The sequence below is a fragment of the Streptomyces sp. Pv4-95 genome, from assembly GCF_045782725.1.
Lineage (GTDB): Bacteria > Actinomycetota > Actinomycetes > Streptomycetales > Streptomycetaceae > Streptomyces.
On sequence record NZ_CP127172.1, the window covers coordinates 4373885 to 4399889 of the forward strand.

Sequence of the window (26005 nt, forward strand, 5' to 3'; positions counted from 1 at the left end):
CGTGGCAGGTCCGGAAATTGGCGTCCTGGCGGCGCGTGCCCGCGCCCTCGCGGTGCTGCGGATCCGCGGCACCGCGTGGGCCGCTGCTCTGCTGCCCGCGGCCGTGGCCGTGGTGCTGCTCGTCGGCGCCGCGACCGGCCACTTCGGTACGGGCACCGGCTGGAGCGTGGCCCGCTGGACCGTCGGCGCCCTCGCGGTGGTGGCCCTGCTGCTCGCGGCGCTGGTCACCACCGTCGTCGCCCGCGCCAGACCCGCGCTCAGCCCTTCCGTGCCGATCTCCGAGAAATCGGCCCCCGACCTCTACCGCCTCGTGCGCGATCTCGCCGAGCGCCTGGAGGTCCCGGCGCCCTCCGCGATAGCGCTCACCCCGGACTGCGACAGCTGGCTGGAGGACCGCACGCACCGCGCCCACGGCCCGCCGCGCGCCGCCCGGCCCGCCGGCGGCGAGAGGCGCCGGACGCCCGAGGCACCGGTCCTCGTCATCGGCTCGCCCTTCCTGTGGTGGATGCGGGTCGCCGAGCTGCGCGCTCTGCTCGCCCCGGTCGTGGCCGGCACCGGCCCCTCGGCGCACCCCGACATAGCCGCCGCCCGGCGCTTCATCCGCGGCCTCGACGCCGCCGTCGCGGTCTCCGCCCGCGCCGACGGCCCGCTGCGCCGCCTCCCGCTCCGCTTCGTCGGCAAGGTGGCCCGCCTGCTGCTGCGCGCCTGCCGGGACCACGCCACGATCATGGAGCGCGGCGTCGCGGCCGCCGCGTCCGAACGCGCCCAGAACGTCGACTACGGCCTCCGGATCGTCGCCCAGGAGCAGGTCGGACTGGCCTACGCCGGCTGGGACCGGCTGCTGACCCGGGTCGCCCTGCCCGCGTGGCGGATGGGCCGCTGGCCCTCCCGCCTCGACGCCGGCGTGGTCTCCGCCCTCACCGAACTCTCCCGCCGCGACCGCCTCGCCGAGGGCTTCACCTCGCGCCTCGGGGAGCGGCCCGCCTGTGACCTGCTGGAGGAGCCGGGCGCCATCGACCGCGCCGCCTCCCTGCTGGCTGCCCGCCTCTTCCACGGCGGCCCGGCCGAACCGGGCCCCGACTGGTCACCGGTCGCCTGGAACCAGTACCCGGAGGAGGTCGTGGACCGTAAGTGGCGCCTGGAGGCAGCCCGCCTGCACCGCGTCCTGGACGACCTCCCGCCCGGCCCGGCCGCCCCCGGCGACGCGCCCGCGGGCACCGCACCGGCCCCCTCGACCGTTGCCGGTTCCGCGCCCCGCGCGTCGGAGCCGTCACCCGCAGCAACCTCCCCGACCGCGTCACCGCCGCCGTCCCACGCCACGGCCCGGCAGCCGGCCGCCTCCTTCCCGTACGCCCCCGCGGCGACCCGCACGGCCGCGGAGAACCACGCCGACGAGGGCGGGGCCCCGGCACCCGGACCCACCCTCGACCGGGTCATCGAGCGGCTGGCCCGCGACGACCGGGCCGGTGATCTCGTCGCCGCCCGGCTGGGCGCGGAGGTCGAGCGGGAGGAGCGCGAGGAGGCCGCCCGGCAGACCGCCCTCGGTGCCCGGGCGCAGGACGCGGCCGCCGGTGTGGCATGGGGCGACGGCCTGGTGGAGGGCGGTCTCCCGCTGTTCCCGCTCCAGCCGCCCCGCACGGGCCGGGAGCTCCTCGCCGACCACGTCACGGCCATGGTCTGCTGCGCCGCCGTCGACACCGCGGGCGCCGCCCCCGGCCTCGACTGGCTCGACGGCCCGGCCCTGCTGGTGGACGGCGCCCGCCGCTCCGACCTCGGCCGCACGGTGCTGAGCCTGGTGGACGACGGCGACGCCGCACCGCTGCGCGGCTGGCTGTCGACCGTCGGCGTCCGCGCGGAGAAGCCGGTCCGGTTGGTATGACCTGAATCCGCGCACGACCACAGGGGCCCTGCGGCACTCCGGTTCGGCACTCCGCACCGGGGCACCCGCGATGCCCCCTGCGCCCCAGGCGGCGCGCCCGTCGCGCTCCGCCCCCGGGCGGCCGTCCACGTCGCCGCCTCAGCACGCCGCAAACCCCCGGAACACCGGCTGAATGTTCCCTTCCAGTTCGTGTTTCGGGCAGCACGACCCCTGAATTCACGACGAAGGGTGACGAAGTGAGTGCGTAATGTGATGTGCTGGGGGGTGCCCGGGGTCCGACCGGCCGGACCCGACGGAGCCCGCCACCGCCCGAGCGGGCAGGCGGGGTGAAAAGAAACGGCCGTTCGGCCGCGGCCGAACGGGGGACGCGGGAGGGGAGTGGAAGGTGGCGACGGAACAGATCAGGCGCTGGGAGTCGGGCGCTCTCGCCCACGCGGTCACGGACCCGTTCGGCCAGGGGCCGCTGCCCTGGCTGCGCGGCAGCGAGAACTACTTCGACTCCGGCCAGGTCGTCCCCTGGTACGTCGATCCCGCGGTCGCCCAGGGCGACCCGCGCTTCCCCGCCCCCCACAAGCACAACGGCCCCCGCACCGCGGACGACGTCCGCCGGCAGATCAAGGGCTTCGCCAGCACCGGCGCGGTGGCACCGGGCGAGGCCATCGACTTCCGGGTCTCGGTCGACCCGCCCCAGCCGTTCAGCATCGACGTCTACCGCATCGGCCACTACGGCGGCGCCGGCGCCTCCAAGATCACCACCAGCCCGCGGCTGGCAGGCATCGTCCAGCCCTCCCCGCTCACGGCCGACCGCACGGTCTCCTGCCACCACTGGTGGCTGTCCTGGCGTCTGCAGGTGCCGGAGTACTGGAATCTCGGCGCGTATGTCGCCGTCCTCACCACCGCCGACGGCTACCGCAGCCACATCCCCTTCACGGTCCGCGACGACCACCCCGCCGACCTCCTCCTGCTGCTGCCCGACATCACCTGGCAGGCATACAACCTCTACCCGGAGGACGGCCGCACGGGCGCCAGCCTCTACCACGCCTGGGACGAGTCGGGCGCGCTCCTCGGCGAGCAGGACGCCGCCACCACCGTCTCGTTCGACCGCCCCTACGCCGGCGCCGGCCTGCCCCTCCATGTCGGCCACGCCTACGACTTCATCCGCTGGGCCGAGCGCTACGGCTACGACCTCGCCTACGCCGACGCCCGCGATCTGCACGCCGGCCGCGTCGACCCGACCCGCTACCGCGGCCTGGTCTTCCCCGGCCACGACGAGTACTGGTCGGTGCCCATGCGCCGCACCGTCGAACGCGCCCGCGACAGCGGCACGTCCCTCGTCTTCCTCTCCGCCAACACCATGTACTGGCAGGTCGAGCTGTCCCCGTCACCCTCCGGCCCGGACTCGCTGCTCAGCTGCCGCAAGCGCCAGGGCCCCGGGAAGCCGGTGCTCTGGCGCGAGGTGGGAGAGCCCGAACAGCGGCTGATGGGCATCCAGTACGCCGGGCGGGTCCCGGAACCGGCGCCCCTTGTGGTCCGCAACGGCAGCCACTGGCTGTGGGAGGCCACCGGCGCCCACGAGGGCGACGAAATCCCCGGCCTGGTCGCGGGCGAGGCCGACCGCTACTTCCCGCGCACCAGCCTCCCCGAGCACACCCACCGCATCCTGCTGGCGCACTCCCCGTACCGCGACAGCGACGGCGCCCTCCGCCACCAGGAGACCTCCCTCTACCGCGCCCCCAGTGGCGCCCTGGTCTTCTCGTCCGGCACCTTCGCCTGGTCCCCGGCGCTGGACCGCCCCGGCCATGTCGACCAGCGCGTCCAGCGCGCCACAGCCAACCTCCTCGACCGGATCTGCAAACGCGATTAGGGGCGCCCGGCCCGCGCGGCACCGGCCCGCCGGGCCGATGTCCGGCCGCCCCCACCCTGCGGCGACACCGCAATCCCGTATACGGGAGAATCGGACGGACTCCTGGATCAACCTACGCGGAGGCAGCGTGTCCGGTTTCGTAGAAAAGCCCGAGGCCGTGCAGGTCCCGGGTCTCACCCACCTGCACACCGGCAAGGTGCGCGACCTCTATCAGAACGCCGCCGGCGACCTGATCATGGTCGCCAGCGACCGCATCTCCGCCTATGACTGGGTGCTCCCCACCGAGATCCCGGACAAGGGCCGCGTCCTCACCCAGCTGTCCCTGTGGTGGTTCGAGCAGCTCGCGGACCTCGCGCCCAACCATGTCCTGTCCACCGACCTCCCCGACGGCGCCCCCGCCGACTGGGCCGGCCGCACCCTCGTGTGCACGTCCCTCGCGATGGTCCCGGTCGAGTGCGTGGCCCGTGGCTACCTCACCGGCTCCGGCCTCGCCGAGTACCGGCAGAGCCGTACGGTCTGCGGCCTGGCGCTCCCCGAGGGCCTGGTCGACGGCTCCGAACTGCCCGCGCCGATCTTCACCCCGGCCGCCAAGGCCGCCGTCGGCGAGCACGACGAGAACGTCTCCTACGAGGAGGTGGCCCGCCAGGTCGGCGCGGAGGTCGCGGCCCAGCTCCGGCAGCTGACGCTCGCCATCTACAGCAGGGCCCGCGACATCGCCCGCGAGCGGGGCCTCATCCTGGCGGACACCAAGTTCGAATTCGGCTTCAACGGCGAGGAGTTGACGCTCGCCGACGAGGTGCTGACGCCGGACTCGTCGCGCTTCTGGCCCGCCGACCAGTGGCAGCCGGGCCGTGCCCAGCCGTCCTTCGACAAGCAGTTCGTCCGTGACTGGTTGACCTCTCCGGCCTCCGGCTGGGACCGCGCGAGCGAGCAGCCGCCGTCGGCGCTCCCCCCGGAGGTCGTCGACCACACCCGCGCCAAGTACATCGAGGCGTACGAGCGCCTCACGGGTCTCGCCTGGTCGTGACCACGGCCGGACAAAAGAAGGCCCCGGACGGTGTCACCACCGTCCGGGGCCTTCTTTCGCGGAGCGGACGACGAGACTCGAACTCGCGACATCCACCTTGGCAAGGTGGTGCTCTACCAACTGAGCTACGTCCGCATGCTCCGTGCTGTCCGGCGAGGTCGCCGGTGCGCGGTGCGGGCACCACTATAGCCAACCCGGCAGGGTGGGATGCGCGCTGTCGCGCGTCCGGTCCTGCGCAGGTGCCTCGGGCGGGCCGGGGCAGCCGAGCGCCGCCGCCACCTTCGGCAGCACGCTCCGCGGCGCCGTCTGTGGCCTGGCCCCGACCTCGACCCACCGAGCCGGTCCTCAGGACTTCCGCCGCCCGCCCCCGGCATCGATTGCCTGCCCCTCAACTCCGTGGCGGCGCAAAGGTTTCCTCTGAGCGCCGGGGTGTGCCGTGTACGCGACCCGGACGACCGCACGTCCCCGCAGCCCGGCCGCGAGAGCCCCGGCCCACGGTGCACGCCGCTCGTGAGTGCCGCCGACGGACCGTCACTTCGGCCTGCGGCCGTCCCGCCCACAGTGTGTCCAGGACCACATCGGCCCGGCGGGAGGTGGGGAAGGGTAGGAGATCATTCCGGAAAAGCAAGAAGACCCGGGTCGCAATGACCAGGGTCTTCTTTATCTGAGCGGACGACGAGACTCGAACTCGCGACATCCACCTTGGCAAGGTGGTGCTCTACCAACTGAGCTACGTCCGCAGGCATCCACTCGGCTTTCACCGAGCGGCGCGACAGCTACTGTACCTGATCCAAAGGACCGGTTGAGCAGTCAGAGCGGGTGACAGGGATTGCACACTGCGCCTCCCTCTTGGAAAGAGGGCGCTCTACTACTGAGCTACACCCGCGTGACTCCGTGAGGTTCGGCTTTTCGGCCTGGCCCCTCGGCGTGCTCCAGACTCTAGCTGATCAGTAGGGGTGCTGTGCAAGTCGGCTGCCGCGGGCCGCGGGGTGCCGGCAAGTCGGCTAGTGGTTCGCCGCGTTGAAGGCCTCGTAGACCTTCTTGGGGATCCGGCCGCGAGGGGGGACGTCCATCTGGTTCGAACGGGCCCAGGCGCGGACGGCCGCCGGGTCGGCGTTCACCGCGGTCCGGTGGTAGGCCTTCCCGGACTTGGCACGCTTGCGGCCGGCGTCCACGAACGGAGCGAGGGCGCCGCGCAGTTTCTTCGCATTGGCGGGATTGAGGTCGATCTCGTACGACTTCCCGTCCAATCCGAAGGCGACCGTCTCGGCGGCTTCTCCCCCGTCGATGTCGTCGGAGAGCGTTACTACTACTCGCTGCGCCACGGATATCGGTCCTTTCGTGCAGCAACCCCGGTTTGACGTGGGGTGATGCTTCAGATCCGGCTGATTGGGATCAATGCTTTTTCATTTGTACAGCGATGGGCATTGCATTGTGAAGCCCAGTTAATTTTGTCAGCGTGTCATCCTGCAATCCGGACCCTAGATCTTTTCGAGGATTTTCCCCAGCACTCACTCCTGCCGATACCGGACCGTGATCGGCCTTCCGGATATCTATGCGCGTAGATTTTCGAACACGGTACTGTGAGTACACCGCCTTACGCACCACACCACCGGGAGTGCCAGTGGCACGCGTCGTAGTCGACGTCATGCTCAAGCCGGAGATCCTCGACCCGCAGGGCCAGGCGGTGCAGCGCGCACTGCCACGCCTGGGTTTCGAGGGGATCGCCGACGTCCGTCAGGGCAAGCGTTTCGAACTTGAGGTGGAGGGACCGGTCGACGACGCCGCCCTCGCCCGCATCCGTGAGATGGCCGAGACCTTCCTCGCCAACACCGTCATCGAAGACTTCACCGTTCGGGTCGGATCATGACCGCTCGTATCGGTGTCATTACTTTCCCCGGCACGCTCGACGACCGCGACACCCAGCGTGCGGTCCGTGTCGCCGGCGCCGAAGCCGTGCCGCTGTGGCACCGGGACAAGGACCTCAAGCAGGTCGACGCCGTGGTTCTGCCCGGTGGCTTCTCCTACGGCGACTACCTGCGGGCCGGGGCCATCTCCCGTTTCTCGCCGGTGATGGGGACCGTTATCGAGCAGGCCAGGGCCGGTATGCCGGTGCTGGGTATCTGCAACGGCTTCCAGGTGCTCACCGAGACGCACCTGCTGCCCGGCGCGATGCTGCGCAACAACCATCTGCACTTCATCTGCCGCGACCAGAAGCTGCGGGTGGAGAACAACCGGACCTCCTGGACCTCGGACTACGAGGCCGGCCAGGAGATCAGTGTTCCGCTGAAGAACATCGACGGCCGCTATGTCGCCGACGAGCGGACCCTCGACATGCTGGAAGCCGAGGGCCGCGTCGCGTTCCGATACCTCGACGTCAACCCCAACGGCTCGCTCCGCGACATTGCCGGCATCACCAATGAGGCGGGCAATGTCGTCGGCCTCATGCCGCACCCCGAGCACGCCGTCGAGCCGCTGATCGGTACGGGCCGTACCGACGGCCTCGGATTCTTCACCTCGATCTTGAAGAAGCTGGTCAACGCCTGATGACTCTGGACACCGTCAAGCACGCAGCCGAGACGCCGGATACCGACCAGCCGTGGGCCGAGCTCGGCCTGAAGCAGGACGAGTACGCGCGTATCCGGGAGATTCTCGACCGCCGTCCCACCGGCGCCGAGCTCGCCATGTATTCGGTCATGTGGTCCGAGCACTGCTCTTACAAGAGCAGCAAGGTCCATCTGAAGCAGTTCGGCGAGAAGGCGCCCGAGACCGACGCGCTGCTCGTCGGCATCGGGGAGAACGCCGGCGTCGTCGACGTCGGCCAGGGGTACGCGGTCACCTTCAAGGTGGAGTCGCACAACCACCCCTCGTACATCGAGCCCTACCAGGGTGCGGCCACCGGCGTGGGCGGCATCGTCCGCGACATCCTCGCGATGGGTGCCCGGCCGATCGCCGTGATGGACCCGCTGCGCTTCGGTGCGGCCGACCACCCCGACACCAAGCGGGTGCTGCCCGGTGTGGTCGCGGGTGTCGGCGGCTACGGCAACTGCCTGGGTCTGCCCAACATCGGCGGTGAGGTCGTCTTCGACCCCTGCTACCAGGGAAACCCGCTGGTCAACGCGCTGTGCGTGGGCGTCATGAAGCATGAGGACATCCACCTCGCCAAGGCGTCCGGCGCCGGCAACAAGGTGATCCTCTACGGCGCCCGCACGGGCGGCGACGGCATCGGCGGTGTGTCCGTCCTGGCGTCGGAGACCTTCGACTCGACGGGGCCCGCCAAGCGTCCCGCCGTCCAGGTCGGTGACCCCTTCCAGGAGAAGCTGCTCATCGAGTGCACCCTGGAGATCTTCAAGGAAGACCTCGTCGACGGCATCCAGGACCTCGGCGGCGCCGGGCTCTCCTGCGCCACCAGCGAGCTGGCCTCGGCCGGCTCCGGCGGTATGCGCGTCGAGCTGGACACCGTGCCGCTGCGTGACTCCTCCCTCTCGCCCGAGGAAATCCTCATGAGCGAGTCGCAGGAGCGGATGTGCGCGATCGTCGAGCCGGGCAAGGTCGACCGCTTCATGGAGATCTGCGAGAAGTGGGATGTGATCGCGACCGTCATCGGTGAGGTCACGGACGGCAGCCAGCTGGAGATCTTCTGGCACGGCGAGCAGATCGTGGACGTCCCGCCGCGGTCCGTCGCCCACGAGGGCCCGACCTACCAGCGGCCCTTCGCGCGCCCGGACTGGCAGGACGCCCTCCAGGCCGACGACGCGGGCAAGCTGGCACGGCCGGCGAACCCGGAGGAGCTGCGTGCGCAGGTCCTGAAGCTGGTCGGTTCGCCGAACCAGGCGTCCAAGGCATGGATCACCGATCAGTACGACCGCTTCGTGCAGGGCAACACCGTGCTCGCGCAGCCGGAGGACTCCGGCATGGTGCGCATCGACGAGGGCTCCGACCTCGGTGTCGCGGTGGCCACGGACGGCAACGGCCGGTACGCCAAGCTCGACCCGTACACCGGCGCGCAGCTGGCACTCGCCGAGGCGTACCGCAACGTCGCCGCCTCCGGCGCCAAGCCGCTCGCCATCTCCGACTGCCTGAACTTCGGCTCGCCCGAGGACCCGGCGGTGATGTGGCAGTTCGCCGAGGCCACCCGCGGTCTCGCGGACGGCTGCCAGACGCTCGGTACGCCCGTCACGGGTGGCAATGTCTCGCTCTACAACCAGACCGGTGACGTGGCCATCCACCCGACGCCGGTGGTCGCGGTGCTCGGCGTGATCGACGACGTCAACCGCCGTACGCCGATGGCCTTCTCGGACGAGGGTCACCTGATCTACCTGCTGGGTGACACCCGCGAGGAGCTGGGCGGCTCGGCGTGGTCCCAGGTCGTGCACGACCACCTCGGCGGAATGCCGCCGCAGGTGGACCTCGCCCGGGAGCAGCTGCTGGCGGAGATCCTGATCTCCGCCTCGCGCGACGGCATGGTCGACGCGGCGCACGACCTCTCCGACGGCGGACTGATCCAGGCGCTGGTGGAGTCGTGTCTGCGCGGCGGCAAGGGCGCCCGCGTCGTGGTGCCGGACGGCATCGACCCGTTCGTCCTGCTCTTCTCGGAGTCGGCGGGCCGGGCGATCGTCGCCGTGCCGCGCAGCGAGGAGCTCCGCTTCACCGACATGTGCGGTGCGCGGGGGCTGCCGGCCACCCGCATCGGTGTGGTCGACGGGACGGAGATCGACATCCAGGGGCAGTTCAGCATCGCGCTGAGCGAGCTGAAGGACGCCCACGAGGCCACGATCCCCGCCCTGATCGCCTAGGACGGCTGCCCGGGGCCCGACCCGGGATTCCGCAGTGCCGAAACGGCCCGTCAGAACATCTGGCGGGCCGTTTCGGCTGTCCGGGGGCGCGGAGCTCGGGGACGCGCGGCGTCGGTCTCCGGAGCGGTGGGTGCGCGAGGGCGTTCCGTGCGGGCATTGCCTGCGGTTACGTAATTACGTAATATCGCAGTCATGGATCTCGAAGGACGTGTGGCCGAGCTGGAACGGCGGCTGGCCGCGCTGGAGCAGTCGGCGGGCCGCACCGCGAGCCCGCCCGAGCGGGAGTCCGGCGACGAGCTGTGGGCGCTGCGCGGGCTGAAGGCCCAACTGGCCGAGCTGGGCGCGGAGAACGGCGGAGTGCTGTTCACCGGTGCCGTGCGGACCCCGGCCGGGCAGCGCTACGAGTGGCAGTACGGCCAGGTCACCGACACGGTGCTGGACGGCGACTGGACCGCGGCGGCGGAGTCGTTCGCTGCCCTGGGCCAGCCCGTCAGGCTGACGCTGCTGCGCGAGATCCTCGGCGGCCGCTGCACCGCCGCCGAACTCACCGAACTCGACGGGACGGGCACGTCGGGCCAGATCTACCACCACCTGCGCCAGCTGACCGCCGGCGGCTGGCTGCGCACGGCCGCGCGCGGCCGCTACGAGGTACCGGCCGACCGCGTCGTACCGCTGCTCGTGATGATCACCGCCGCCGGACGCTGACCGCCCGGCCCGACTCCAGGGGGAAGCCCATGAAGTCCACGCCCTTGCGAAAACTCCTCCAGATCGCCGCCCGCGTCTGCCTGCTCGTCTTCCTGGCGATGGTCGTGGCGGGGTTCTTCGTCGACTACCCCTACTGGTGGGGCTGGGTCCCCATCGGCCTCTGGGCGCTGATCACCTTCGGTGGCTGGACGGCCCGGGCGGAGGAGCGGCGCAAGGCCCCCGCCAGGACCGAGGCGGTCGAGGTCGGCGCTCCGGTCGACGGCCGCTGGAAGGCCATGAACAGCCCCGCCGACAAGGTCCCCAGCCACGGCACGCGGTCCTACGGCCAGGCGTACGCCATAGACATCGTGGCGGAGCCGACGCCGGACTCCCGGCCCGCCTTCGGCTGGTGGCCCCTGGCGCGCCGCAATGACGACTTCCCGGCGTTCGGAGCGCCGCTGCTCGCGGTCGCCGACGCCACCGTGGTGGCGGCCGAGGACCGCCAGCGGGACCACCTCAGCCGCACGTCCTGGTTCGCGCTCGTGTACCTCTTCGTCGTCGAGGGGCTCGTGCGCACCCTGGGCGGTGCCCGCCGCGTCGTCGGCAACCACGTGATCCTCGACCTCGGCGACGACACCTACGCGCTCTACGCCCACCTCCGGCACGGTTCGCTGACCGTCGGGCCGGGGGACCGGGTGACGGCCGGCCAGACGCTCGGCCGGTGCGGCAACTCCGGCAACAGCACGGAGCCGCACGTGCACTTCCAGCTGATGGACACCGCGGACCCGGACACGGCCGACGGAGTGCCGTTCACCTGGCGGGGCATCGGTGTGCCGCGCAACGAGGAGATATTCGTGGCCGGGTCGACGGACCGGACGACCACGAGCTGAACGTCTTCCGGACAGCCCCTGGCCCGTGGCGGTCAGGGGCTGTCCGGACGTCCGGGCCCGTTGTCAGAGGGCCCGCATACTCTGACCCGTATGCCTCCCGCAGTACGGAAGCCGCGCGCTCGCCGGTACGACCCGAAGAAGACCAGGGCCGCCGTCCCGGCCCAGTTCGGCCACCTCCAGAAGGCGGTGCGCGCCCTCACACCTGACCAGCTCGACGGGCCCGTACCGTCCGGTGGCGGGACGGCCGGCGAGCAGGCCGTCCGTGCCGCGCTGGCCCTGGAGGACGTGTGCCGGTCGCTTGGGCAGCCCGAGCCGCCGAGGCAGGAGATCGCCCTCGCCGACTGGCCGGCGGCCTCCGCCGGATCGCAGGGCGACGGGGTCGAGGAGGTGGTCCCGGAGCCGGCGGACCCTTCGGAGCTCGCCGTACTGCTGGACCGCGCCGCTGCCTGGTATGCCGAGCTGGTCCCCGCCGCGCCCGACGGCCGGCTGCTGGCGACCGGTGCCGGCGCGATGCGGCTGGACGACGCCCTGGTCACCTGCTGTGTTCGGCTGGTGCTGCTCACCGACGGCCTGGCACGCGCCACCGGCCAGGACATCCCCTTCGACCGGCAGGCACTCGCCACCACCACCCGGCTGCTCGCCGATGCCCTGGCCCACAAGGCCCCGGGCAATTCGGTCGAGGTCCGGGTGCCGCCGTTCGCCGTCGTGCAGTGTGTCGAGGGCCCCAAGCACACCCGCGGCACCCCTCCCAACGTCGTCGAGACCGACCCGCTCACCTGGCTCCGGCTCGCCACCGGGCGCACGACGTGGTCCGCCGCGCTGGATGCGGCCGCGGTCAGCGCGAGCGGTGAGCGGGCCGACATCGGCGGATATCTGCCCGTGCTGCACCGGTGACGCCGAGCGGCCGGGGGCGGACGCCACCCTCCCCGGCCGTCCGTCGCGCCGGTCAGCCCTGCGGATAGGCGAGCAGGGTGTCGTCCACCGCTTCCCAGGCGGCCTTGAGCCGTGCCAGCAGCCGTGGCTCGATCGCCGCCTTGTCCGCCTGCTCACGCGGGTCGTCGGTGAGGTGGAAGAGCTGGTCGGCGCCCTTCTTGCCCCGGTAGTACTTCCAGTCGCCCCGCCGCAGCGCCCGTTCGCCCCGCACCCGCCAGAACAGGTCGCGCTCGGCGAGCCGCTCACCGCGCAGCAGGTAGCCCGCGAGGCTGGTGCCGTCCAGCGGGTGGGCCCGGTCCGGGCGGGCGCCCGCGATCTCCAGCAGCGTCGCCGTCCAGTCCGGGGTGAACACCGGCTCATGACTGACCTGCCCGGCGTCGAGCCGCGACGGCCAGCGCACGATCGTCGGCACCCGGATGCCGCCCTCCTGGAGCGACGCCTTGTTCCCGGACAGCGGCCAGTTGTACGACCAGCGTTCGCCGCCGTTGTCACTCGCGAAGAAGACGAGGGTGTTCTCCTCCTGGCCGGAGCGCTTCAGCGCCGCCAGCACCTCGCCGACCGAGCGGTCCAGGTCCTCGACCATCTCCCGGTACTTCGCCAGCGAGCCGCCGTCCCGGTGCTGCAGGGCGCCCGGCTCACCGGCCTTGATCCGGCGGACGATCTCCGCGCTCTGCGCCGTGTCGCCATCGGCTATCCAGGGCCAGTGCGGAGTGGTGAAGTTCAGGTTCAGCAGCCACGGACGGTCCGTCCGCCGCCCGCCGGCGTGGTCCGCGCCGGACGTCCCGCCCCCGTCCGCAGCGGGACGGCCGCCGCCGGCACGGCCCTCGCCGGCCCGCCGCCCCGCCTCGGTCACGTGGTCCACGGCCCGCTCGGTGAGGATCCGCGTGTAGTAGCGCAGGTCCTTGTACTCGGCGTCGCCCTCGTAGAGGTCGTACTCCCCGGCGAGCCCCAGCTTCGAGTAGTACTCCAGTGCCCCGCCGAGGTTCCCGAAGAAGGTGTCCCAGCCGGATTTGGTGGGGCTGTAGTCCGGCAGGTAGCCGCAGTGCCACTTGCCGATCAGGGCCGTCGCGTAGCCCGCGTCGCGCAGCAGCGAGGCGAGCGTGGGGTGCCCCGGCTCCAGCCCGACGCTCCGGTCGGCGATCGGCTCGGCCAGGCCGCCCTCGGTACGGCCCGGGTAGCGGCCCGTGTACAGGGAGAAGCGGGTGGGCGAGCAGGTTGCCGAGCCCGAGTAGGACTGGGTGAAGCGGATGCCCTGGCGGGCGAGCCGGTCCAGGTGCGGGGTCCGGATCTCCGGTGCCCCGTAGGAGGACAGATCGGCCCATCCCAGGTCGTCGCCGAGGATGAACAGGATGTTGGGGCGCCGCGAGTGCCGGCCGGGCGTGGCCCGGAAGGGGCGCTCCCCGGGCTCCGGGGTCCCGGCCGCGGCGCCCGCCACGGTGCCGAGTGCGCCGAGCCCGCCGACCGCGGCAGCGGCGCCCACACCGGCCAGGCCGCCGAACGTCCGGCGGGAGAGCGAGGGCTCGGGGGAGGGAGTGGACGAATCGGGCGTGCCGGGGTCGACGGATGACATCGGTACGACTCTCCAAAGGGTTGATTCAGGACGCGAGGGCGCATAACGCCTCACGGGAGCGGCGTGAGGGCATGCGGGTCGCGTATCTCACACGGGTGCGGGTGGGCGGCCGCCCGGTATAAGCCGCAAGAGGTGCATCAGCGGCATACGGGGCGAACGTGGTAAGCGGCAGTCTCGACCGGGAAAGCGCAGCTCAGAAGCGGGAAACCGGAGGGGCCGGGTCAACTTGGACCGGCCCGCCGCTACGCGCGGTCGGCAGACTTATGCGCAGCGACACATGGCGCTGGCGACGCGACCGAGGTCGACGTGGCGGCGCCGCACGAGCGGCCGCGCGCGATGGGCCACTCGGCCACACACCAGGCGTGCCAAGGGCTGCGGGGTCTGCATGGTCGGGAATCCTGCTCGCAAAGCCGTGAGCACGTCAAGGACGCGCAACACTCCGTTCATGCACTCATCCAGAAACCGGGCCATCCCCGGTTCGGATGAATCCGCGACCTGCCCTAGACTCGGAGGCGTGCCACGTGGTGACGGACGACTCAACCACGACCTGCTCCCCGGCGAGAAGGGCCCCCAGGACGCTTGCGGCGTCTTCGGTGTCTGGGCTCCGGGTGAAGAGGTCGCCAAACTCACCTATTTCGGGCTGTATGCGCTGCAGCACCGTGGACAGGAGTCTGCGGGCATCGCAGTGAGCAACGGCTCGCAGATCCTCGTTTTCAAGGACATGGGCCTGGTTTCCCAGGTCTTCGACGAGACTTCGCTCGGCTCCCTCCAGGGCCATATCGCCGTGGGCCATGCCCGCTACTCCACCACCGGTGCCTCGGTGTGGGAGAACGCGCAGCCGACGTTCCGTGCGACCGCGCACGGCTCGATCGCGCTCGGCCACAACGGCAACCTGGTCAACACCGCCGAGCTGGCGGATCTGGTCGCGGCGCTGCCCCGTGAGGGCGGCCGCGCGACCCAGGTCGCGGCCACCAACGACACCGATCTCGTGACGGCGCTGCTCGCCGGCCAGGTCGACGAGGACGGCAAGCCGCTCACCGTCGAGGAGGCCGCACCCCGCGTCCTTCCCAAGGTGATGGGTGCCTTCTCCCTCGTCTTCATGGACGAGCACACGCTGTACGCCGCCCGCGACCCGCAGGGCATCCGCCCGCTGGTCCTCGGCCGCCTGGAGCGCGGCTGGGTGGTGGCCTCCGAGACCGCCGCCCTCGACATCTGCGGCGCCAGCTTCATCCGGGAGATCGAGCCCGGCGAGATGGTCGCCATCGACGAGGACGGCCTGCGCAGCAGCCGCTTCGCCGAGGCCCGCCCCAAGGGCTGCGTCTTCGAGTACGTCTACCTCGCGCGCCCGGACACCGACATCGCCGGCCGCAACGTGTACCTCTCCCGCGTGGAGATGGGCCGCAAGCTGGCCGCCGAGGCGCCGGCCGAGGCGGACCTCGTCATAGCGACGCCCGAGTCGGGAACCCCCGCTGCGGTCGGCTACGCCGAGGCCAGCGGTATCCCCTACGGCTCCGGCCTGGTCAAGAACTCCTACGTCGGCCGGACCTTCATCCAGCCCTCGCAGACCATCCGGCAGCTCGGTATCCGCCTCAAGCTCAACCCGCTCAAGGAAGTCATCCGCGGTAAGCGCCTGGTGGTCGTCGACGACTCGATCGTCCGCGGCAACACCCAGCGCGCCCTGGTGCGGATGCTCCGCGAGGCCGGCGCGCTGGAGGTCCACATCCGGATCTCCTCCCCGCCGATCAAGTGGCCCTGCTTCTTCGGCATCGACTTCGCCACGCGCGCGGAGCTGATCGCCAACGGGCTGAGCGTGGAAGAGATCGGCAAGTCGCTGGGCGCCGATTCGCTCGCGTACATCTCCATCGACGGCATGATCGAGGCGACCACCATCGCCAAGCCGAATCTGTGCCGCGCCTGCTTCGACGGCGAGTACCCGATGGATCTGCCCGACCCGGAGCTGCTGGGCAAGCACCTCCTGGAGTCGGAGACCGCCGGTCAGGCCAAGCCGGACCTGGACGGCGTCGAGACGCTGACGGCCGGTGTCGGCGGCGCCGACGCGCTGCGCCGCCCGTAGCTCGTACACACACGACACGAAAGTTCTGGGCCATGCCTACTGAGTCCTCCGAGCCTGCGCGATCCGCGGGCACCGGTGCCAGCTACGCGGCTGCGGGAGTCGACATCGAAGCGGGCGACCGCGCCGTCGACCTCATGAAGGAGTGGGTCAAGAAGGCCACCCGCCCCGAGGTCGTCGGCGGGCTCGGCGGCTTCGCCGGCCTCTTCGACGCGTCCGCGCTCAAGCGCTACGAGCGCCCGCTGCTGGCCTCGGCCACCGACGGCGTCGGTACGAAGGTCGACATCGCCCGCAAGATGGGCGTGTACGACAGCATCGGTCACGACCTCGTCGGCATGGTCGTCGACGACCTGGTCGTCTGCGGCGCCGAGCCGCTGTTCATGACCGACTACATCTGCGTCGGCAAGGTCTTCCCCGAGCGCGTCGCCGCGATCGTGAAGGGCATCGCCGAGGGCTGTGTGCTGGCCGGCTGCGCGCTGGTCGGCGGCGAGACCGCCGAGCACCCGGGCCTGCTGGGCGTGGACGAGTTCGACGTCGCCGGCGCCGGGACGGGCGTGGTCGAGGCCGACCGCGTGCTGGGTGCGGATCGCATCCGGACGGGCGACGCCGTCATCTCGATGGCGTCCTCCGGACTTCACTCGAACGGGTACTCCCTGGTCCGCCACGTGCTGTTCGACCGTGCCGGTCTCGCGCTGGACCGCGAGATTCCGGAGTTCGGCCGCACCCTCGGCGAGGAGCTGCTGGAGCCCACCAAGATCTACTCGCTGGACTGCCTGGCGCTGACCCGTACGACCGAGGTGCACGCCTTCTCGCACATCACCGGCGGCGGTCTGGCCAACAACCTCGCCCGGGTGATCCCGGACGGGCTGCACGCCACCGTGGACCGCTCCACCTGGACGCCGGGCCCGGTCTTCGACCTGGTCGGCTCGGCCGGCTCGGTCGAGCGCCTGGAGCTGGAGAAGACCCTGAACATGGGCGTCGGCATGATCGCCGTCGTCCCCCAGGAGTCGGTGGAGGTCGCACTGACCACGCTCGCCGACCGCGGTGTGGACGCCTGGGTCAGCGGCGAGATCTCCGAGCGCGGCGACCGTGCCGACGCGGTGACCCTGACCGGTGACTACGCGAGCTGATCCGAGTGGCCGCCGCTCATCCGGCGGCCACTTCGGTGCCCGCTCCGCGGCCACCCGGGCAGCACAGAACCCGGTCCTGGCACTGGCCTGGACCGGGTCCTCGATGCTGTCTGTTGTCAGAGCCTGGTACGCACAGGGCGTCAGGCGCGACGACGCTGGTCGGACGAGTCGCCCTCGTCCTCATCATCGTCGTTGTACCGATCCGCGTACTGTGCGTACGGGTCGTCGTCGTCCTCGTCATCCTCGAACGGTTCCCCGTTCGGAGGCTGCTGGTTCGACGGCGATGCACCCAGCTCGTCGGCCAGTCGTGAGAGATCCGTCCCACCGCTGCTGTACTTCAGCTGGCGGGCGACCTTTGTCTGCTTGGCCTTGGCCCGGCCGCGCCCCATGGGTCGACCCCCTCAATGACGGGGCTCGATGGCCCCAGAGTCTTGACACGCGTTCATGATTCAGAACGGACTCTCGACAGAGAGGCCGGTCTGTAGGGCTTTAACGGTACCTGCTTCCGCGGCCGTTCGGTACGTCGCCCGCATCACCCACTGCTCGGCACGACCCGCGAGGCACCCTTTTCCCGCTGGTCAACTGCGATTTTAACCTGTCCTGTACGGCGACCCGCCGACGGGTGGTGAGGGAAGTCTCCTCGATCACCCGTGGCGGGTCGCGCAAGGCCGTGTTTCCGGCCATGGGAGCGGCCCCGAAGCGCTCCCGGTCCCGTCAGGCGCGTCGGGCCTCGGCCATACGCGTTTCGGCCAGCCGGTCGGCCGCGGCGGCGGGCGGGATCCCGTCCGTCTTCGCACGAGCGAATATCGCCAGCGTGGTGTCGAAGATCTTCGTCGCCTTGGCCTTGCAGCGGTCGAAGTCGAAACCGTGCAGCTCATCGGCCACCTGGATGACGCCGCCCGCGTTCACGACGTAATCCGGGGCGTAGAGGATGCCGCGGTCGGACAGGTCCTTCTCGACGCCGGGGTGCGCGAGCTGGTTGTTGGCCGCCCCGCACACCACCTTCGCGGTCAGCACCCGCACCGACTCGTCGCTCAGCGCGCCGCCCAGGGCGCACGGCGCGTAGACGTCCAGGCCCTCGGTGCGGATCAGCGCCTCGGTGTCGGCGACGGCGGTCACCCGGGGGTGCCGCGCGAGGATGCGGTCCACCGACTCGCTGCGGACGTCCGTGATCACGACCTCCGCGCCGTCCTTGAGGAGGTGCTCGACGAGGTGGTGGCCCACCTTGCCGACCCCGGCCACGCCGACCTTGCGGCCGCGCAGCGTCGGGTCGCCCCACTGGTGCTGGGCCGAGGCGCGCATGCCCTGGTAGACGCCGAAGGCGGTCAGGACGGAGGAGTCGCCGGCGCCGCCGTTCTCGGGCGAGCGGCCGGTGGTCCACTTGTTCGTGCGGGCCACCACGTCCATGTCGGCGACGTAGGTGCCGACATCGCACGCGGTGACGTAGCGGCCGCCCAGCGAGGCCACGAAGCGGCCGTAGGCGAGCAGCAGCTCCTCGGTCTTGATCACGTCGGGGTCGCCGATGATCACGGCCTTGCCGCCGCCGTGCTCCAGGCCGGCCAGCGCGTTCTTGTAGGACATGCCGCGCGAGAGGTTGAGAGCGTCCAGCACGGCCTCCTCCTCGGAGGCGTAGGCGTGGAAGCGGGTACCGCCGAGGGCGGGGCCCAGGGCGGTGCTGTGGAGGGCGATCACGGCCCGGAGGCCGCTGGCGCGGTCCTGGCAGAGAACGACTTGCTCGTGGCCGCCCTGCTCCGATCGGAACAGGGTGTGCAGAACGCCGCCGTCGGCACTGACGGTGGCAGGACGTACGTCAGTCACTGTGGTGACTCCCATAAGTCGCGAAGGACGCCCTCGTGCGGGTGGGGAGGGCCGGTCGGGAAGAGCGTAAGACCTCGGGACCCGTTGACCGGTCAGGTGCCCCCGATCACCCTCGCGTGGGGGACGGGCATGGGACGATCTGCCCGTATCCCGGGCCGGGCGGAGGTGGGCAGCTCCTCCCGGAGGCGGACTTCCCTGAAAAGGAGCGGGCGTGGCCTTGGCGTCGTCGGTGATGGTCCCGTATGTGGCATATCTGCGGGTCTACGAGCCGCTGGCAGCGTTCCCGGAGCCGGAGCGCTCCCACTGGGCGCGGTACGCCGAGCGCGAGCACACCCCCACCGCCCAGGACGAGCAGCGCCGGGCCCTCGCCGACCTGCTGCCGACCCCGCCGGTACCGGTGCCGGTCCACGAGAGCGCGGACGCCTTCGTGGCCGTCGTCGACGGCGTCACGTGCGTGTGCCCGTGGCGTACCCGGCTGCGCGGCTGGCAGGCCCTGGAGGCGCTGGAGGAGCTGCTGCCGGCGCCCGTGCTGGACGCGGCGCTGCCGCCGGTCGTGCGGCGGCAGGCGGCCACCGACTACGAGCAGTGGCGGGAGCGCAACCCGGACGCCAGACCCTGGATCCGCGGTGCGACCTGGCACGTTCCGGTCCGCTGGTTCGTGCTCTTCGACGACGAGGAACGCGAGTACACGAAGAGTGACCAGGGGCCTCATTTGCGTTATCGGACGCCGATGGTGCAGGCGCGGCGCCGGGTCGCACGCGGACTGCGGACGCTGCGCGACACCTTGGAGGAGGGGCCGTTGATCGACGGCCTGGTAGATGTGGGGCGCTGGCTCGAGGAATTCCACCCGCGTTCGCTCGTGGAGCTGGACTACGGAGGCCTGGTGCACGCGGTGCCCGAGGAGCAGCTCGCCGAGGACCGCTCCGCCGCGGAAGTGGCGGAGGGGCTGGCGGCGCTGCGCGACGGGGACGGTGAACGGGCCGGCGTCGCGTACGAGAAGCTGTCCGACCGATGGCGTGCGGTGCGCGAACGTCAGTTCTCCAGCTGAGCGTCCGGAGCGGCGGTGTGACGCCGGACAGGGCCTGTCATCCAGGGCCTGACGGTGCGGGACGTAGGTCCCGATCCGGGCGATTGCCCCAAGCGTGACCTAAAGCACTGACTTCGGGTCTTGCTCCCAAGCCATACCCTCGTGCCAAAATAGGACAAGGAGCCTGACTGGGGCTCCTTCCGCCTAACTATGGGCGGATAGATCGGTATTGCGTTCCTTGAGGGTTTCCTGGCGTCTGATCCCGTTGTGACTGATCGTCACGGGGGTGTGACTGTCCGCTATGGCATGGTCCATCGGCTTCCGCCGAGGTTGAACACCTGAGAGGGCAATTCCATCGGTTTGGCCGACGTGGCTGGACGGATGGTGTAGTTGTAGTGCCGAGGACAAGCCGTTCGTCCTATAACCGACTCGGCCCGCGTCCGCCATTTCGGGCAACGTGGGTCAAGGTGCAGAATTTAGAGGAAAGAACCGTGATGGTTCGGTTCTCCCGAGGAGGCCGCTCATGACCGCTCGCACCCCTGACGCCGAGCCGCTGCTTACCCCTGCTGAGGTCGCCACGATGTTCCGCGTGGACCCGAAGACGGTGACCCGCTGGGCCAAGGCAGGCAAGCTCACGTCCATCCGCACGCTCGGAGGGCATCGGCGTTACCGCGAGGCTGAGGTCCGCGCACTGCTCGCGGGTATCCCGCAGCAGCGCAGCGAGGCCTGAACAACCGCATAGCCAGGCTGTTTTCGGGGCCCCCAACCCGAAAATGCCCGTTTTGGCACCACATAGCTCGACTGCTCCACCCAAGCTCCACAGCTCCACCGACGCGGGCGCCTGCCCCAACAGGCCCCACACCCGCTCCACCTGGGTACGTCACCGATCGCGCTGGACTCCGCCGGGTCCAGCGCGATTTTTTTTGTGTACGCCCGCTCCTCGGCCCGCCGGCCCGGCCGGGTCGACCCGGCGCCCGTGCCGCCCCGCGGGGCTCCCTGTGTGCCCCCAGGGGTCCTCTGAGGGGGTGTCTGCGTGGACCCTGCGGTCTCGTTCCGAAAGCACTGGAGGGGGAGTGCAATTGCACATATTAAATTGACAGGTTGTAGGGAGGGTGTAAGTTCCCTACTTCGCAAAAGTTGTTCGGTGACACCCGTCACATGGCGTGGTCCTTGAAGGCGGTACGGCCGCTGCGGTAGTGCACTTTCGCCGATTCCCGCTCAACAGCCTCCCACCGCACGGGCGGTGCGGGAGGCGACTTCGCTCAACGGGACGAGGGACTTTCGCCGTCCGTCCCCGAGGGCCCGCAGGCGGCCGGGGAGGAGGCGGCGCCGGCTTCGGGCGCCGAGGCCCCCCGGCGGGTCCTGTGCGGCTCCATGGCGAGCCGTAGCAGCCGGTGGCAGATGGGGCAGTGCCGCGTCAGATGGCGGTAGCCCGCGGCGGCCGACAGATGGGCGCGCAGCAGCGCCCTGGTCTCGTGCCTCGCCCGTGTCGTCATCGCACGTACCTCCCCGGCCCCGCGCCTCCTTTGTGAGTACCGGTGGCGTCCACGGCCGTCAAGACGGCAGCGGGCGACGGGCCCCGCCACCCGCGGCTTCGCGCCAACGTGGACGCGTCTTCCGGACAGGCAAGTGGACAGGTCATGCCGCTGCGGGGCGGTGGGCGCGGAGGGCGGCTTGCCTGCGGGGGATGTGGCGAAGGGCACGAGGGGGAGGCGGGGTTGCGAGGGTGCTCGTGGTGCGCCCCTGCGTCTCTGCGTCCGTGCGTGCGGTGCGTGCGGTGCGTGCGGTGCGGAAACCGCGGTTCCGGTCCGAGGTGCACTGGGGCACCCGCCCGAAACGCGTTACGGCCCGCATCCGAGACGGATGCGGGCCGTAAATGATGCGGTCCTGACGGGATTTGAACCCGCGGCCTCCACCTTGACAGGGTGGCGAGCACTCCAAACTGCTCCACAGGACCTTGCGTTTCGCTTTCCGCTTGCGGCGGGCTGCGAAGCAAGACTGTACAGCAGGTCAGGGGGTGCGGTCGAACTCGATGCCGGTGACCGCCCGCGGCTACGGCGCCGCGGCGTCCACGGCCTTCACGATGCGCTTGTCGGAGACCGGATAGGCGGTCCCCAGCGCGTGCGCGAAGTAGCTCACCCGCAGCTCCTCGATCATCCAGCGGATCTCCAGGGCCGCGGCCGGCACCGGGCGGCCCTGGGGGAACTGTTCCAGCAGCCAGGCGTATTCGTCCTGCATCTCCTTCACCTTCGCCATCCGGGTGCGATCCCGCTCGGCGTTGGTGGGCAGCTGTTGCAGGCGCCGGTCGATGGCCACCAGATAGCGCATCAGGTCCGGCAGCCGCTTGGCGCCGTGCGCGGTGACGAACCCCGGCTTGATGAGCGCCGCCAGCTGCTCCTTGACGTCCGCGAGCGACGGCAGCAGCGACGGGAACGTCGTGGCCTTCAGCCGGCGCTCACACGCCTGCCAGGCGGCCAGCACCTCCTGGGCCTGCTGGATGGTCTTCAGCGTCGCGTCCACCAGATCGGCGCGCACCGCGTCGAACAGCTTCCGGAAGGACTCCTCGTCCCACGCGGGACCGCCGCGCGCCGCGATGAGGCGGTCGGCGGCGGCCGTCACACAGTCCTCGAACAGCGCCGCGATGGAGCCGTGCGGATTGCGGGAGAGGGCGAGCTTCTGCTGGTTGCTCAGCTTGTCCTGCGCGAACTTCGCGGGGTTGGAGGGAACGTTGAGCAGGATGAGCCTGCGGGTGCCCGCCCACATGGCCTGCAGCTGCTCCGCCTCGGTGTCGAAGAGGCGTACGGCGACGCTGCTGCCCTCGTCCACCAGGGCCGGGTACGCCTTGAGCGGCTGGCCCCCGCGCCGGGTCTCGAAGGTGCGCGCGAGCGTGCCGATCGTCCAGGACGTCAGGCCGGTCCGCTGCTCCGGTCCGGCCGGCGCGGGGCCGTCGCCCTTGCCGCTCCTGCTGCCCTTGCCCTCCGCGGGCCGGTCCGCGGCCTGCTCGAACGCCTTGGAGATGGCTTCCCGGGTCTTCGGCTTCAGCTGGAGCCGCAGCGCTTCGAGATCCTTGGCCTCGGCGAGCTTGCGGCGCCGCTCGTCGACCACCCGGAAGGTGATCTTGAGGTGGTCGGGGACCTTGGCGGTGTCGAAGTCCGCCGCCTGGACCGGTACGCCCACCATCCGCTGGAGCCCCGCGGCCAGTGACGCGGTCAGGGCCCCCTGCAGCGGCACCGTGGAGTCGAGGAACCGGGCCGCGAAGTTCGGCGCCGGGACGTAGTTGCGGCGGATCGGCTTGGGCAGCGAGCGGATCAGCTCCGTCACCAGCTGCTCGCGCAGGCCGGGAATCTGCCAGTCGAAGCCCTCGGAGGAGACCTGGTTGAGGACCTGGAGGGGCACATGGACGGTCACGCCGTCCGCGTCCGCGCCGGGCTCGAACTGGTAGGTGACCTTGAACTTCAGCTTTCCCTGGCGCCAGGAGTCCGGGTAGTCGTCCTTGGTGACGGCTTCCGCGGATTCGTTGATGAGCATGGACTGCTCGAAGTTCAGCAGCTCCGGATCCGGGCCGTCGGCCTGGCCGCGCTTCTTCCACCACGCGTCGAAATGCGCCCCCGAGACGATGTCCGCCGGAATGCGCTGGTCGTAGAAGTCGAAGAGCGTCTCGTCGTCGACGAGGATGTCGCGGCGCCGCGCACGGTGCTCCAACTCTTCGACTTCGCCGAGGAGTTTGCGGTTGTCATGGAAGAACTGGTGATGCGTGCGCCAGTCGCCCTCCACCAGGGCGTTACGGATGAACAGGTCCCGTGAGGTCTCCGGATCGATACGGCCGTAGGTGATCTTCCGCTGGGCGACGATCGGCACGCCGTAGAGCGTCACCCGCTCGTACGCCATCACCGCCGCCATCTTCTGCTCCCAGTGCGGCTCGCTGTACGTGCGCTTCACCAGGTGCTGTGCCAGCGGCTCGACCCACTCCGGCTCGATCTTGGCGTTCACCCGGGCCCACAGGCGGGACGTCTCGACCAGCTCCGCGGACATGATCCAGCGCGGGGGCTTCTTGAAGAGGGCGGAGCCGGGGAAGACCGCGAACTTGGCGCTGCGGGCGCCCAGATACTCGTTCTTGGCGTCCGTGTCCTTGAGTCCGATATGCGAAAGCAAACCGGAAAGCAGGGAGGTGTGAATGTGGTCGGGCGCCGCATCCTCCTCGCTGAGGTGAATGCCCATGGTCTTGGCGACCGAGCGCAGCTGGGAGTAGATGTCCTGCCACTCGCGTATCCGCAGGTAGTTCAGGAACTCCGACCGGCACATACGCCGGAATGCCGACGACGACAGTGCCTTCTGCTGCTCGCGCACATAGCGCCACAGATTGAGGAAGGCCAGGAAGTCGCTGGTCTCGTCCTTGAAACGGGCGTGCTGCTGGTCGGCCTGCTGCTGCTTGTCCGAGGGCCGCTCGCGGGGGTCCTGGATCGACAGCGCCGCCGCGATCACCATGACCTCGCGGACGCAGCCGTTGCGGTCGGCCTCCAGCACCATCCGGGCCAGCCGCGGGTCGACCGGCAGCTGGGAGAGCTTGCGGCCGAGCGGGGTGAGCCGCTGGGCCCCCTTCTGGCCCGCCCGCCCGGAGCCGCCCGACTTCGGCTTGCCGTCCAGCGCGCCGAGCTCGTGCAGCAGATCGATGCCGTCCTTGATGTTGCGGCGGTCCGGCGGATCGATGAAGGGGAACTTCTCGATGTCGCCGAGGCCGGCCGCGGTCATCTGCAGGATGACGGAGGCGAGGTTGGTGCGCAGGATCTCGGCATCGGTGAACTCCGGGCGGCTGACGAAGTCGTCCTCGGAGTACAGCCGGATGCAGATGCCGTCGCTGGTACGCCCGCAGCGGCCCTTGCGCTGGTTGGCGCTGGCCTGCGAGACCGGCTCGATCGGCAGCCGCTGCACCTTGGTGCGGAAGCTGTAGCGGGAGATCCGGGCCATGCCCGGGTCGATGACGTACCGGATGCCGGGGACGGTCAGCGAGGTCTCCGCGACGTTCGTGGCGAGCACGATCCGGCGGCCGGTGTGCCGCTGGAAGACGCGGTGCTGCTCGGCGTGCGAGAGCCGGGCGTACAGCGGCAGCACCTCGGTGGACCGCAGGTTCTTCTTGTTGAGCGCGTCGGCGGTGTCGCGGATCTCGCGCTCGCCGGAGAGGAAGACCAGGATGTCGCCGGGCCCCTCGGCCTGGAGCTCGTCGACGGCGTCGCAGATCGCGGTGATCTGGTCGCGGTCGCCTTCCTGGCCGCCCTCCTCCAGCAGTGGGCGGTAGCGGACCTCGACCGGATACGTGCGCCCGGAGACCTCGACGATCGGGGCGCCGGCGGGCGCCGCACCGTCCTCCCGGGCCGTGCCCTCGGCCTCACGCGCGTCCACCGCGGTGAAACTGCCGAAGTGCCTGGCGAACCGCTCCGGGTCGATGGTCGCGGAGGTGATCACGACCTTCAGATCCGGGCGCTTGGGCAGCAGCTGCGCCAGATAGCCCAGGATGAAGTCGATGTTGAGGCTGCGCTCGTGTGCCTCGTCGATGATGATCGTGTCGTACTGGCGCAGCTCGCGGTCCGTCTGGATCTCGGCGAGCAGGATGCCGTCGGTCATCAGCTTGACGAGGGTGTCGCCGCCGACCTGGTCGGTGAAGCGGACCTTCCAGCCGACCGCCTCGCCCAGAGGCGTCCTGAGCTCCTCGGCCACCCGCTCGGCGACCGTACGGGCCGCGATCCGGCGGGGCTGGGTGTGCCCGATGAGGCCGCGGACGCCCCGTCCGAGCTCCAGGCAGATCTTGGGGATCTGCGTCGTCTTGCCGGACCCGGTCTCCCCGGCGACGATCACGACCTGGTGGTCGCGGATCGCGGCGAGGATCTCGTCCTTCTTCTGGCTGACCGGGAGTTCTTCCGGGTACGTGATGTCGGGCACCGCGGCGCGCCGCTGGGCAACGCGCAGCTCCGCCTCCTCGATGCCGTCGGAGATCTCGGCGAGCACGGCCTCTCGGGCCTCGGGCTTACGGATCCGGCGCGCGCCGTCGAGTCGACGCCCCAGCCGCTGCTGGTCGCGCAGCATCAGCTCGGGCAGTCGCTCCAGCAGGGCGGGCAGGGCGGGGGCAGGCTGACTGGACATACGTCCCCCAGGATCTCACCTCACGGATCGGACTGGCGAACCATTTGCGGGCGGCAACCGGGGCACCGGTGGCGCGGCGCCCTCGCGGCAGTGGCGGGAACCGGTCGATACGGGGCGAAGCCGTGGCTGCCGGGGCCGCCGCGCAGGGGGACCTGCGGGGGTATGTCCGTGATCATTGCTT

20 protein-coding genes and 4 tRNA genes are annotated in these 26005 nt (G+C 70.7%); 13 read left to right on the forward strand and 11 right to left on the reverse strand.

The features are described 5' to 3' along the window. Position 1: 1 nt before the first annotated feature. The 3 genes from QOM21_RS19145 to QOM21_RS19155 all read left to right on the forward strand — a co-directional run bounded on the left by QOM21_RS19145 (position 2) and on the right by QOM21_RS19155 (position 4770). Complete coding sequence (locus QOM21_RS19145) at positions 2-1879, forward strand: hypothetical protein (protein WP_407551703.1); 1878 nt, start codon at positions 2-4, stop codon at positions 1877-1879. Positions 1880-2264: 385 nt separating this feature from the next. Further along, entirely contained in the window at positions 2265-3743 is a 1479-nt protein-coding gene (locus QOM21_RS19150; RefSeq protein ID WP_407551705.1) for a N,N-dimethylformamidase beta subunit family domain-containing protein, read from the forward strand. A 127-nt stretch (positions 3744-3870) separates the two neighbouring features. After that, entirely contained in the window at positions 3871-4770 is a 900-nt protein-coding gene (locus QOM21_RS19155) for a phosphoribosylaminoimidazolesuccinocarboxamide synthase (RefSeq protein WP_407551707.1), read from the forward strand. A gap of 62 nt (positions 4771-4832) precedes the next feature. Here the strand turns inward: QOM21_RS19155 and QOM21_RS19160 are convergent. From QOM21_RS19160 to QOM21_RS19175, 4 genes are all read right to left on the reverse strand, one after another. Further along, positions 4833-4905 (reverse strand) — tRNA-Gly (locus QOM21_RS19160). A gap of 532 nt (positions 4906-5437) precedes the next feature. Continuing rightward, positions 5438-5510 (reverse strand) — tRNA-Gly (locus QOM21_RS19165). 74 nt (positions 5511-5584) lie between these two features. Continuing rightward, positions 5585-5656 (reverse strand) — tRNA-Gly (locus QOM21_RS19170). A 118-nt stretch (positions 5657-5774) separates the two neighbouring features. Further along, complete coding sequence (locus QOM21_RS19175; protein WP_393893225.1) at positions 5775-6095, reverse strand: Lsr2 family protein; 321 nt, start codon at positions 6093-6095, stop codon at positions 5775-5777. A gap of 299 nt (positions 6096-6394) precedes the next feature. Between QOM21_RS19175 and purS the strand changes: the two genes are divergently transcribed. The 6 genes from purS to QOM21_RS19205 all read left to right on the forward strand — a co-directional run bounded on the left by purS (position 6395) and on the right by QOM21_RS19205 (position 12034). Next, on the forward strand, positions 6395-6640 hold the full coding sequence (gene purS / locus QOM21_RS19180; protein ID WP_393893226.1) for a phosphoribosylformylglycinamidine synthase subunit PurS: 246 nt from the start codon (positions 6395-6397) through the stop codon (positions 6638-6640). Continuing rightward, on the forward strand, positions 6637-7317 hold the full coding sequence (gene purQ, locus QOM21_RS19185; protein ID WP_407551709.1) for a phosphoribosylformylglycinamidine synthase subunit PurQ: 681 nt from the start codon (positions 6637-6639) through the stop codon (positions 7315-7317). The genes purS and purQ overlap by 4 nt, the downstream gene beginning before the upstream one ends. Continuing rightward, positions 7317-9566 carry a phosphoribosylformylglycinamidine synthase subunit PurL gene (gene purL, locus QOM21_RS19190; protein WP_407551711.1) on the forward strand — a complete coding sequence of 750 codons (2250 nt, stop codon included), beginning with the start codon at positions 7317-7319 and terminating at the stop codon, positions 9564-9566. The genes purQ and purL overlap by 1 nt, the downstream gene beginning before the upstream one ends. A gap of 192 nt (positions 9567-9758) precedes the next feature. Continuing rightward, on the forward strand, positions 9759-10271 hold the full coding sequence (locus tag QOM21_RS19195) for an ArsR/SmtB family transcription factor (protein ID WP_407551713.1): 513 nt from the start codon (positions 9759-9761) through the stop codon (positions 10269-10271). 29 nt (positions 10272-10300) lie between these two features. After that, positions 10301-11140, forward strand: a complete 840-nt coding sequence (locus QOM21_RS19200; protein WP_407551715.1) for a M23 family metallopeptidase — start codon at positions 10301-10303, stop codon at positions 11138-11140. A 90-nt stretch (positions 11141-11230) separates the two neighbouring features. Then, positions 11231-12034: a sterol carrier family protein gene (locus QOM21_RS19205; protein WP_407551717.1), complete on the forward strand. Its 804-nt coding sequence runs from the start codon at positions 11231-11233 to the stop codon at positions 12032-12034. 52 nt (positions 12035-12086) lie between these two features. Here QOM21_RS19205 and QOM21_RS19210 read toward each other — a convergent pair whose 3' ends face one another. Beyond that, positions 12087-13643, reverse strand: a complete 1557-nt coding sequence (locus QOM21_RS19210) for a sulfatase (RefSeq protein ID WP_407551719.1) — start codon at positions 13641-13643, stop codon at positions 12087-12089. Between the two features lie 261 nt (positions 13644-13904). Further along, a complete protein-coding gene (locus tag QOM21_RS19215) occupies positions 13905-14114 on the reverse strand; it encodes a putative leader peptide (protein ID WP_407551721.1) in 210 nt (69 codons plus the stop codon). 43 nt (positions 14115-14157) lie between these two features. On the opposite strand from QOM21_RS19215, the gene purF reads away from it, so the two are divergent. Together purF and purM are read left to right on the forward strand one after the other, a co-directional pair. Next, the gene (purF, locus tag QOM21_RS19220; RefSeq protein ID WP_393893234.1) at positions 14158-15717 is read left to right on the forward strand and encodes an amidophosphoribosyltransferase; all 1560 of its coding nucleotides are present in this window, start codon (positions 14158-14160) and stop codon (positions 15715-15717) included. Positions 15718-15749: 32 nt separating this feature from the next. Then, positions 15750-16844 (forward strand): phosphoribosylformylglycinamidine cyclo-ligase, encoded by a 1095-nt coding sequence (gene purM, locus QOM21_RS19225; RefSeq protein ID WP_407551724.1) that lies wholly within the window; start codon positions 15750-15752, stop codon positions 16842-16844. A 140-nt stretch (positions 16845-16984) separates the two neighbouring features. Here purM and QOM21_RS19230 read toward each other — a convergent pair whose 3' ends face one another. Then, a complete protein-coding gene (locus tag QOM21_RS19230; RefSeq protein WP_393893236.1) occupies positions 16985-17233 on the reverse strand; it encodes a DUF3073 domain-containing protein in 249 nt (82 codons plus the stop codon). Positions 17234-17558: 325 nt separating this feature from the next. Further along, positions 17559-18677: a Leu/Phe/Val dehydrogenase gene (locus QOM21_RS19235; protein WP_393893237.1), complete on the reverse strand. Its 1119-nt coding sequence runs from the start codon at positions 18675-18677 to the stop codon at positions 17559-17561. Between the two features lie 196 nt (positions 18678-18873). On the opposite strand from QOM21_RS19235, the gene QOM21_RS19240 reads away from it, so the two are divergent. Both QOM21_RS19240 and bldC read left to right on the forward strand, forming a co-directional pair. After that, positions 18874-19710, forward strand: coding sequence for a hypothetical protein (locus QOM21_RS19240; protein WP_407551726.1), 837 nt, complete (start codon positions 18874-18876; stop codon positions 19708-19710). A 502-nt stretch (positions 19711-20212) separates the two neighbouring features. Continuing rightward, positions 20213-20419, forward strand: coding sequence for a developmental transcriptional regulator BldC (gene bldC / locus QOM21_RS19245; RefSeq protein WP_003949541.1), 207 nt, complete (start codon positions 20213-20215; stop codon positions 20417-20419). Between the two features lie 532 nt (positions 20420-20951). Here the strand turns inward: bldC and QOM21_RS19250 are convergent. From QOM21_RS19250 to hrpA, 3 genes are all read right to left on the reverse strand, one after another. Beyond that, positions 20952-21185, reverse strand: a complete 234-nt coding sequence (locus QOM21_RS19250) for a DUF6274 family protein (RefSeq protein WP_407551728.1) — start codon at positions 21183-21185, stop codon at positions 20952-20954. A gap of 386 nt (positions 21186-21571) precedes the next feature. Continuing rightward, a tRNA-Asp gene (locus QOM21_RS19255) sits at positions 21572-21646 on the reverse strand. A 95-nt stretch (positions 21647-21741) separates the two neighbouring features. Further along, the gene (gene hrpA / locus QOM21_RS19260) at positions 21742-25824 is read right to left on the reverse strand and encodes an ATP-dependent RNA helicase HrpA (RefSeq protein WP_407551729.1); all 4083 of its coding nucleotides are present in this window, start codon (positions 25822-25824) and stop codon (positions 21742-21744) included. Positions 25825-26005: the final 181 nt, after the last annotated feature.